This is a genomic window from Proteus faecis (assembly GCF_030286765.1).
In the GTDB taxonomy this organism is placed as follows: domain Bacteria; phylum Pseudomonadota; class Gammaproteobacteria; order Enterobacterales; family Enterobacteriaceae; genus Proteus; species Proteus faecis.
Window position 1 is genome coordinate 49,452 of sequence record NZ_JASVWV010000017.1, and the last position, 8,941, is coordinate 58,392.

16 protein-coding genes and 2 pseudogenes are annotated in these 8,941 nt (G+C 39.5%); 17 read left to right on the plus strand and 1 reads right to left on the minus strand.

Features of this window, described 5'->3' with window-relative positions; translation table 11 throughout:
• The first annotated feature begins 38 nt into the window (after positions 1 to 38).
• The 17 genes and pseudogenes from QSH13_RS16435 to QSH13_RS16515 all read left to right on the plus strand — a co-directional run.
• Positions 39 to 248 carry a hypothetical protein gene (locus QSH13_RS16435; RefSeq protein ID WP_196738781.1) on the plus strand — a complete coding sequence of 70 codons (210 nt, stop codon included), beginning with the start codon at positions 39 to 41 and terminating at the stop codon, positions 246 to 248.
• The gene (locus QSH13_RS16440) at positions 238 to 417 is read left to right on the plus strand and encodes a DUF4222 domain-containing protein (RefSeq protein ID WP_004247132.1); all 180 of its coding nucleotides are present in this window, start codon (positions 238 to 240) and stop codon (positions 415 to 417) included. The genes QSH13_RS16435 and QSH13_RS16440 overlap by 11 nt, the downstream gene beginning before the upstream one ends.
• A gap of 12 nt (positions 418 to 429) precedes the next feature.
• Complete coding sequence (locus QSH13_RS16445) at positions 430 to 1,521, plus strand: phage replication protein O (protein ID WP_286039369.1); 1,092 nt, start codon at positions 430 to 432, stop codon at positions 1,519 to 1,521.
• Between the two features lie 171 nt (positions 1,522 to 1,692).
• Positions 1,693 to 2,400: a phage antirepressor KilAC domain-containing protein gene (locus QSH13_RS16450; protein ID WP_235365662.1), complete on the plus strand. Its 708-nt coding sequence runs from the start codon at positions 1,693 to 1,695 to the stop codon at positions 2,398 to 2,400.
• Positions 2,400 to 3,425 (plus strand): DUF968 domain-containing protein, encoded by a 1,026-nt coding sequence (locus QSH13_RS16455; protein WP_286039368.1) that lies wholly within the window; start codon positions 2,400 to 2,402, stop codon positions 3,423 to 3,425. Before QSH13_RS16450 ends, QSH13_RS16455 begins: the two co-directional genes overlap by 1 nt.
• Positions 3,426 to 3,452: 27 nt before the next feature.
• Positions 3,453 to 3,851 carry an antiterminator Q family protein gene (locus QSH13_RS16460; protein ID WP_004247136.1) on the plus strand — a complete coding sequence of 133 codons (399 nt, stop codon included), beginning with the start codon at positions 3,453 to 3,455 and terminating at the stop codon, positions 3,849 to 3,851.
• A 342-nt stretch (positions 3,852 to 4,193) separates the two neighbouring features.
• Positions 4,194 to 4,406 (plus strand): transcription antiterminator/RNA stability regulator CspE, encoded by a 213-nt coding sequence (gene cspE, locus QSH13_RS16465; protein WP_041701226.1) that lies wholly within the window; start codon positions 4,194 to 4,196, stop codon positions 4,404 to 4,406.
• Positions 4,407 to 4,413: 7 nt separating this feature from the next.
• Entirely contained in the window at positions 4,414 to 4,554 is a 141-nt protein-coding gene (ymcF, locus tag QSH13_RS16470) for a cold shock small protein YmcF (RefSeq protein WP_418312483.1), read from the plus strand.
• Between the two features lie 67 nt (positions 4,555 to 4,621).
• Complete coding sequence (locus QSH13_RS16475; protein ID WP_286039367.1) at positions 4,622 to 4,780, plus strand: hypothetical protein; 159 nt, start codon at positions 4,622 to 4,624, stop codon at positions 4,778 to 4,780.
• Positions 4,781 to 5,087: 307 nt separating this feature from the next.
• A complete protein-coding gene (locus QSH13_RS16480; RefSeq protein ID WP_161750384.1) occupies positions 5,088 to 5,411 on the plus strand; it encodes a hypothetical protein in 324 nt (107 codons plus the stop codon).
• 170 nt (positions 5,412 to 5,581) lie between these two features.
• On the plus strand, positions 5,582 to 5,998 hold the full coding sequence (locus QSH13_RS16485; RefSeq protein WP_286039366.1) for a hypothetical protein: 417 nt from the start codon (positions 5,582 to 5,584) through the stop codon (positions 5,996 to 5,998).
• Positions 5,999 to 6,016: 18 nt separating this feature from the next.
• Entirely contained in the window at positions 6,017 to 6,238 is a 222-nt protein-coding gene (locus QSH13_RS16490; protein ID WP_103004806.1) for a hypothetical protein, read from the plus strand.
• Between the two features lie 151 nt (positions 6,239 to 6,389).
• Positions 6,390 to 6,659, plus strand: a complete 270-nt coding sequence (locus QSH13_RS16495; RefSeq protein ID WP_036905789.1) for a phage holin family protein — start codon at positions 6,390 to 6,392, stop codon at positions 6,657 to 6,659.
• Positions 6,659 to 7,129 (plus strand): lysozyme, encoded by a 471-nt coding sequence (locus QSH13_RS16500; RefSeq protein ID WP_196556811.1) that lies wholly within the window; start codon positions 6,659 to 6,661, stop codon positions 7,127 to 7,129. The genes QSH13_RS16495 and QSH13_RS16500 overlap by 1 nt, the downstream gene beginning before the upstream one ends.
• The gene (locus tag QSH13_RS16505; protein ID WP_004244729.1) at positions 7,111 to 7,269 is read left to right on the plus strand and encodes a hypothetical protein; all 159 of its coding nucleotides are present in this window, start codon (positions 7,111 to 7,113) and stop codon (positions 7,267 to 7,269) included. The genes QSH13_RS16500 and QSH13_RS16505 overlap by 19 nt, the downstream gene beginning before the upstream one ends.
• A 2-nt stretch (positions 7,270 to 7,271) precedes the next feature.
• Positions 7,272 to 7,733, plus strand: a complete 462-nt coding sequence (locus QSH13_RS16510; RefSeq protein WP_286039365.1) for a lysis protein — start codon at positions 7,272 to 7,274, stop codon at positions 7,731 to 7,733.
• Positions 7,734 to 8,430: 697 nt separating this feature from the next.
• A pseudogene (locus QSH13_RS16515) lies at positions 8,431 to 8,847 on the plus strand (KilA-N domain-containing protein); the annotation flags it as partial.
• An 8-nt stretch (positions 8,848 to 8,855) separates the two neighbouring features.
• On the opposite strand, the pseudogene QSH13_RS16520 reads toward QSH13_RS16515, so the two are convergent.
• A pseudogene (locus QSH13_RS16520) lies at positions 8,856 to 8,941 on the minus strand (RNA-guided endonuclease InsQ/TnpB family protein); the annotation flags it as partial.

Consider the following 8,941-nt stretch of genomic DNA (forward strand, 5'->3'; position numbering starts at 1 on the left):
TCGGTTTGCAAATTTCAATTATGTGAAGAGAAATTAGCATGGGTAGATTAGCGCATTTAATACCTAAAAAGCAATTCCGTTGTTTACCTGTCTCGGGTAGTCAGTCATTTCGCTATGTAGAAATCATAGTCTCTGACGAACAACCAAACAACTACCAACAAAAAACAGGTTTGGTAGATAGACAGTCTCTTAAAAAGGCATGGGCTGATTTTTATTTTTCAAGTGGAGAGTGGGGCGATGAGCAATGAGAACCCAAACCAACTTGATCGCTACTACAAAAATCACCGAGGTATTGTTGTTCATGTTGTTCGTTATGACAGAGAAAAACAGCGCGTCATTTTTATGCTGGATGGCTGTGATGATCCGCAATGTGAACCTGTACAGCGATTTAAAGAAAAGTACACACGTATTAAGTAATGAGGTGGCAAGATGAGTTTATTATTACTAAAAAGTCGCCCTTTAGTCGTTATTCCTGAATTAGCGGTACGTCTCGGTTTAAATGAGGCGATGTTATTACAGCAAATTCAATATTGGCTAACTGAAACTACTTCAGGTGTTGAATATGACGGCTCACGCTGGATTTATAACACCGTTGAAGAGTGGAAGGAGCAATTTCCTTTTTTCTCTGAATCAACGATTAAACGCGCTTTTGCTAATTTGAAAAAGCAGGGTGTTTTACGCATCGAGCAAATCAATAAATCGAACCATGATCGTACTAATTATTATGCGATTAACTACGCTCATCACTTGCTGACCGATGAGGTCAATATGACCCAGTCGAACGGTGATAATTCATCTGATCGAACAGTTCAAAATGACCTTATCGATAAGCGCAAATTGAAACCATCAAACAGTGCAAAATGTGCTGTTCTGAACGGGTCAAAATGGCCTGTTCTTACAGAGAATACAACAGAGATTACTTCAGAGAGTACAACAGAAACAGATCATTCGTCGCAGAATTCTGACGAATCCAGCGACCAGTCGAAAAATGATTTTTTAACTCGTTATCCTGAAGCAGTAATTTACAGCGCTAATGGGCAGAAATGGGGGGATGAAGATGATTTAAAAACAGCGAAATGGATGTTTGGTCGTGTTAAAAAACTGAATCCCTCCGCATTAGAGCCTACTTGGTATGACTGGGCGAACGATATCCGCCTGATGCGCCAAATCGATGGGCGTACCCATGAGCAAATTTGTGCCTTGTTCGATTGGGCTAACAAAGATTCATTCTGGCACAAAAATATTTTAAGTCCTCGAAAATTACGTAAACACTTTGATGAACTCACTGTCCGTAGCCAAGAGCCAAGGAATGAACCAAAAGTTCAAGTTGACACCGTTGAACGTGACTGCGCCTTTTCCCGCTTGATTGGCTCTCGCTCTAAACCTAAAAACCGCATTGAAGAAATTGCACTTGAGCTAGCAGGTAAAACAGGCATTCGTCGTATGAGTGAGTTTTCAGGTCGCCAAGCATGGAACAGCATTTGGAAGCAAGCGATAGAAATGTTACAGGAGGCTCAGTAATGCTAACTAAATACATTTTGTTCGTTGGTTTTTGGTTTGTAGTGACATTACTGATTGGGTTATGGGGTACTTATGCCTGAGTTGATGTTAATGGATATTGTGAAGGAGAGAACAATCTGCCCATTTAATCACGTGATGTACGGTCACGAGTAAAACGTGGAGAGAAATAGCATGATGCAAAAAATAATGGAAGTTTCAGTATTACCCATAATGAATCGTGAATTAACTATGTCGAGTCGAGAGATTGCCAGTTTAACGGGAAGTAATCATTCCGATGTTAAGCGTTCTGCCGATAGGCTTTTTGTTGCTCAAATTTTAACCCAGCCATTGGCTGAGTTCCCTTTTGAACATAACGGCAATCAATATACTGAATATCGTTTTAATAAAAGAGACTCTCTGGTGTTGGTAGCTCGATTGTCACCTCAGTTCACAGCAAAAATAGTTGATCGCTGGCAGGAATTAGAATCAAAAATGCAGCCAGTCATTCCTCAAACATTACCAGAAGCATTGCGATTAGCAGCAGACTTAGCAGAAGAAAAACAAAAATTGGAAAGTGAACTGGCGATTGCGACACCTAAGGCTCAGTTTGTTGATAATTATGTTTTATCCCATGGTTCTATGACGTTTCGACAAGTGTGTAAATTACTGCAGGCGAAAGAAACCGATTTTCGCTGTTTTTTAATTGATAAGAAAATTATGTATCGCTTGAATAATACGTTTACGCCTTATCAAACTCATGTCGATCTTGGTCGCTTTGAGATAAAAACGGGAACGAACCCAAAAAATAACCACGCTTTTGCACAATCAAGGTTTACTACTAAAGGTGTGAAGTGGATTGCAGGGTTATGGGCTGAATATAAAGTTGGGGATGAGATTTAATGAAACTACTCTTAACGCCCTATATTCAGTCTGACCTTGGCGTTGTTTTATTGAAGCCTGGAGCGGAGTTGCTTAAGCAATTTAAACCACATTCTCGCGTGATTATTAGCGATGTACCAAAAAGTTTAGATAAATGGCCTTCTGGGGCATTAACAGGAAATGAACAGCCATTATTGGATAACAAGGGCATTGTTGATTTTTTGAATAATAAAAAAATTATCCAAGCTATGGGGGGATTGTCATCGATGAATATGTGGATAGGCAGAAATATCCATTGTTGTCAGATTAACGATAAGCATGACAGTTATCATCACCATGAATTAACAACCACATGGCATAAAGACGGTGTGATACGGACTTGTTGGTACCATGATAATCATATTCGCCATTCATCAGCTGAGTGGGTTGCTGAATTGGCTCATAAAAATCGTATTGCTTGGATGGTAGACACTATTCGCAGTCGTTTAAGATTGGATAATGGCCACCAGCTGACAGTACCCGATTTTTTCTCATTTGCTGTGATGCATAAACTGGTTGATGAATTACCTGATGCGATATTACGTCAAATTTTGGATTGGTCTGAAAAACCTAAAGAGCGCAGGGTACATGGTGGTTTTCCTGAAGCAGATATTATTCCAAGCAATGTAACAGCACTATCAACAATGAATGAACGATTAGACACGATAAGACCAGTCACAAAAGTTGCTATCGATCCTGAGCCACTAGCGTCATTCCTTTTGAAACCTAAAATACAACGTTGGGAGAATTCCCAATGGCTTCAATGGGTGAAAATACAGCCTTGTTGTGTTTGCGGACAACAAGCTGACGATCCACATCACATTATCGGCCATGGTATGGGAGGTATGGGAACGAAAGTTCATGACTTATTCACTATTCCATTATGTCGGCAACACCATGATGAGTTGCATCGTGATCCCAAGTTGTGGGAAGCCACTTATGGCAATCAAATCGAATTGTTATTTTCTTTTCTAAACCGTTCATTAGGAATAGGGGCATTGGTTTAACGTGTATACGGCACGGGGAGCATTAGTATGAGAGATATGCAGGAAGTTTTATCGCGTTGGGGAGCGTGGTCAGCTAATGAGGGAAATAGTATCGATTACTCATCAATTGCCGCAGGTTTTAAAGGGTTGATTCCAAGTTCAAGACGAAGCCAAGAGCAATGTTCAGATGATGATGGCTTAAAAATCAATAAAGCGGTATTACATTTAAAGATAAATAATAGTTACTTGTTTCAATTGGTTATTATGTACTATGTGAAGAATTATCCTTTGCGTTCAATGGCTTCAAAACTCGGTATTTCGCATAATGAAGTGGCTAAGCGATTACAGGCAGCGGAAGGATTTATTGAAGGGTGTTTATCGGTTGATAATGTAAAATTAGATATGGATAAAATAATTAAAAAATACCCTATTTATAGTCTTGCGTAATTACAAAACACAATATATTGTGTTAATAATGGTTTTGATATTACATGGTTTATCTATTAAAAAAAACTCGTGAGTATAACGAGGTTGTGTTTTTTAGAGGTGCACGTAATCTGATTTACAGCTAAAAAATAAAGTTTGCTATCTGAATTTTTCTATGGCTTAATAGCGTCACTGGTTTGGAAGTACAGACCTATTTATGTTAGTCAGTTTAAAGTTGTTCCCGTTTAGCGTTATCCTCGATACCTCTTCATTGTGAATTCCTTCTAATTAATACCCATAAGTAAAAATACAAAACAAACCGCATATGCCTTATGGCAAATTAAATAAATTAAAGGAAATTCTATGTCTAATACAATGACTGGTTCAGTAAAATGGTTTAACGATGATAAAGGTTTTGGTTTCATCACCCCTAAAGATGGAAGTAAAGATGTATTTGTACATTACTCTGCAATCCAAAGTGATGACTTCAAATCTCTGATGGAAGGCCAAGAAGTTTCATTTACCATTGAAAATGGTATGAAAGGTCCAGCAGCAGGCAACGTGGTGGCTCTCTAAAGGCGCTATTACTATTCGCCTCTATTTTAAATGCCCTTGTTGTAGCGGTTCACAATATAGAACATCACAATTTGATGTCACAGTGAACAATCCACATGGCGCAAAATGTATCTTTTGCAAAAGTGTGATGACAGCTCAAATGAGTTAAGCATTAAATAGTTGAATATATAAAACCTCGCTTCGGCGGGGTTTTTTGTTATCTGGAGTTTGTATGTATGACGAATTCGATGGATTCTAAATATCCAACTAGGGCTGATTTAGCAAAAGCCAACCCTTACACTGAGCGCGATAAATTGTCAGAAGAAGGGCGTGAAGAAAGAAGTCGGAAGTTTAATGATTCTCTATTTTTCGGTAATGGGTATTTCAAACTTTAATTTCCCCGAATTCGGGGGAATAGCAACCTGTAAGTAACTCTTGCAGGCTCAACTAAATTTTAAAGGTCATACGGTACCAAGGCCTGCCAAGTAGGTACCCGAGCCAGAGCACACTACGACTGATGAAGCTAATAGCAGAAACCTGATAGGTCTCGTAGTCCCCCAAGCTCTGGTGTGGTGGGGGAGTGAGGTAGGCAATTCCAACTCTCCGGAATTACCGGATAGTTCACATTCAGAAGATCGCTTAGGCGGTCTTTTTTCGTTCAAGGTTTAATGATTTGTATTTTCAGTATAGAGGGTATAATTAATGCGCAATTTAATTATGAATAAGGATTATACATTTATGACTGAAATAGATTTCGAAGCTCTAGGTCGCTGCCATCACTTAAGGTCTAAGATTGCAGATGCGGCTCGCAAGCGTGACAATGCATTCAAAGGAATGACAGAAAAATACTGTCCAGACCCTAACCCGTACGAAAGGGTTCACGAGGTAGATATTCAAGAGTTTCATCAAAAATCAAAAGAGTTTGAAATGGCTAATGATGAACTCACTGCGCTTGTGAATGAGTATAATAAGTGGGCGGAGAAGGCTGGTGAGCGACCAATGAAATGGTTTAAATCACGCTATTAATATTATTCAAATATAAAAGGTCACTTCGGTGGCCTTTTTCATTTCTACCATGTCGAGAATATGCTCGAAATGGTTTCGTATATGCCGACCACAGAATCAATCACAACACCTCACGTTCACACAAGAGCTGTGAGTCGGCACCTTATTAACTAAAAAAATCGGTAAATGTTATGTCAAAAGAGATAAGCGAATTACAGTTTAGTCTTCACTATGCCTCAGAAACAGACAGTGAAATGAATATCTCAACCATTTTAACGGTAAATATTCATACGGTTGATGGTGAAACTCAGCAACTGACCCAATTAATTTGCACAACATCTCCCGCAGGGAAAAAACAATATCGGATCGGCTTGCAAAAAATTAGTGATGCTGGTGACCCATTGCTGGTGGCGATTGAATCCTATTGGCGCAAAAACACACAAGAGAGTTGTGTTTATTTGTTAGAGAAAGCGAAGCAATTTATTCAAGGGCACTTACAACAAACGAATACATGGATATCCATGTACGGCCTTGTGATTGTTTCTAATGCGTCACTGGAAGAGCAGTTGCCTGAAGGTTTATTAAAAGCACTTAATTTATCCAAATAAGCGAATAAGGAGAGAATGATGTGTGATGAACAATTAAAAATGACAATGAGCACCTTAATGCGACAAGTTACTCAGCAAGGCAAGCAAATTGCTGAGTTACAAAAACAGCTCGCTAGCATGCAATTAACGAGCTGTGAATTAGAGACTATTAATAATGCCACATTAATGGCTATTTCTAATAATCTCATTGAAATAAAAAAAGTTAATGGCTCTACTATTTGCCGGATATCGCCACTTTAGCAAATTTACCTGCAAGGACTATTTGGGCTTTGCAAGAATTATCCTTTCCTAATACGCAGATCACAGTACTAATCACACTCTAATTACTTTTCACAAGAGCTGTGTGTCTGCATTCCTGTAACTAAACTCGGACACTCCTTTGGGGGTGACTATGCGTATGGAAAAATTAACCAATGTTACTTACGGAACCGCAGGCCTAACGGCATTTTTTGCCAGCCTCTCATTATATGAATGGGGATTTGTTATCGGGATGGCGTTCAGCATGCTTCTTGGTTTAGCCACTTATTTTATGACTCGTCGAGAGCAACGAAAACGCACTCAATTATTTGAAGAACTTGTTCGTCATGTTGACCCGCAAAACCCAACTGAAACGTTAAAAAGACTTGCTGAATTAATGGTGAAAGCGCCAAAGGATATTTAATGTCTCTCAAACAGAAAATAGCGGCGCTAACAACAGCAGGAGCCACAGCAATCGCATTAGTAGTGATAGCCCATTTTGAAGGTGTGCGTTATGAACCTTATCGTGATGTGGCAGGCGTTTTGACGGTTTGTTATGGGCATACAGGCAAAGACATTATTCAAGGTAAGACATATACACAACAAGAATGTGATGCGTTATTACAAAACGATTTTATTAAGACACAACAGCAAGTCGATGCATTAATCAAAGTACCACTCGATGACTACACCAAAGCCGCTTTATATTCCTTTGCTTTTAATGTAGGAATGACAGCATTTGCTCGCTCAACATTACTCAAGAAATTAAATGCGGATGATAGAGCGGGTGCCTGTGAAGAAATAAAACGTTGGGTATATGCGGGTGGAAAGGTTTGGCGAGGGCTTGTCAGTCGTCGAGAGGCGGAGTCAGCACTATGTCATGGAAACCTTTAATCATCATTATCAGCTTTATCCTTGCATTACTCATTACAGTCGCTGGTGGTATTTATCTCTTAATTGATAACTCATGTACTAAAGACCAAGTTAGTTTAGAAAAGCGCTGTCAGATAGCTCTCTCACATCATAGGTACTAATCATGAAATACGGGAAACTCTATGCCGTCATTGCGATGGTAGGCATCATTGTGGGTAGTTATTGGGTGATTAACTGGCAAGCTAACAGGATTAATTCACTGACAGATACCAATAAAAAACTAACTGTGGCTCTCGAAGAACAGAAGTCTATTAATACTGATTATCAAGCACGCATAATGCGATTAAATCAGTTGGATATTCAATATATACAGGAGTTGGCGAATGCCAAGAATGAAATTAGTCGCTTGCGTGATATTAGTGAGCGTCATCCTGAGCGGGTGTATATCAAAGCCGAGTGTCCCAAAAGCACGACGACTCCCGCCACCAGCTTGGCTTATGCAACCACCGCCCGACCTACTGACACCGCTATCCGAAATTATTGGTTACTCAGAGAGCGAATTGCAGAGTCAGAGCAGATGATTAAAGGGTTGCAGGATTACATTAGAGTTGAGTGTGTGAACTAAAAAAAGCCCAGCATGGGTGCATGGGCAAACTAACTAAACACCAATCAGTAAGAGTATAGCGAGGTTGATTTTAGTTAGTATAGCTTAAGTAAGTATATATACCAGATTGATAATTCTGATTAACTTATTTCTTACCTAAATAAAAACGCAAGATAAAAATAACCCTGTGAGTTTGGGCTCCCACAGGGCTTTCACTAGTATGAGTGAAAACAATAGATTACCAATATCGACTAAACCAATCTGTTAATAATCAACGCTATTTTTTAGAAAATAATCCTCTTGTAATGATGTTTTAATGCGTTGCGTTGTCGCTGTTCTCATACATTAACGATGACATGTTCTCCTCACATTGAGTGTGTAAGAGAAATCAAAAACAACGAATACCACCGTTTTGTTATTTTTCGGTCATTATCAGCAACGTCAGCTGTAGGTAGAAGAAGGGGCGTGACGATGGAGAGACATCAATATATTTAATTCTACAAACGTCATTTATTTAGTGACGTATATGGATAGCCATCAGTTAACCGCTGGTGGCTTTTTTTATACGCATTTCATCGCTCATTCACAGAGCAATTCAAAAACGTCGAATCCAATCACTTTGATATGAGCCTTCGAGAAAGTCAGTTATAGCTGGCGAGCTTCGACGGGCTGATTTTCTATGTGAACGAGGGTTCATTTCAAATGAAGGTAATACGTTATGCAATATCCAAGAGTAAGTATTAATGGTGTGTCTGTCCGTGTTGATAGTGAAGGTAGATATAATTTAAATGATCTTCATGCGGCCGCTGTTGCGGATGGTAAAGCAACGGAATCACAAAGGCCTGGTGCATTTTTGAAAAGTCGTCAAGTAAGGCGATTTGTTCACGCTTTAAGCGATGCAACAAAAAGTGCATCGGTTAAAGTGATTAAAGGTGGACTCAACCAGGGAACTTGGGCTTTAGAGTTAGTCGTTATTAGATATGCAGCTTGGTTAAAGCCAGAATTTGAAATCCTTGTCTACAACACGTTTAAAGAGGCTACGAGGAAGGGATTAGATGTCATGTCTAAGTTGAACAAGCTAGATCATGTCATTAATACCGAAAGTGACTGCTCCCCGCCCTGTCGGGCGAGGCTTCCCACTTCTTAGACCGCAACCGTCTGTGTGACGGATTTACGCTGGCCTCCATGGGCAGAAACGACGAGTCCCGCCGCTTGTAATTCCAGTATGC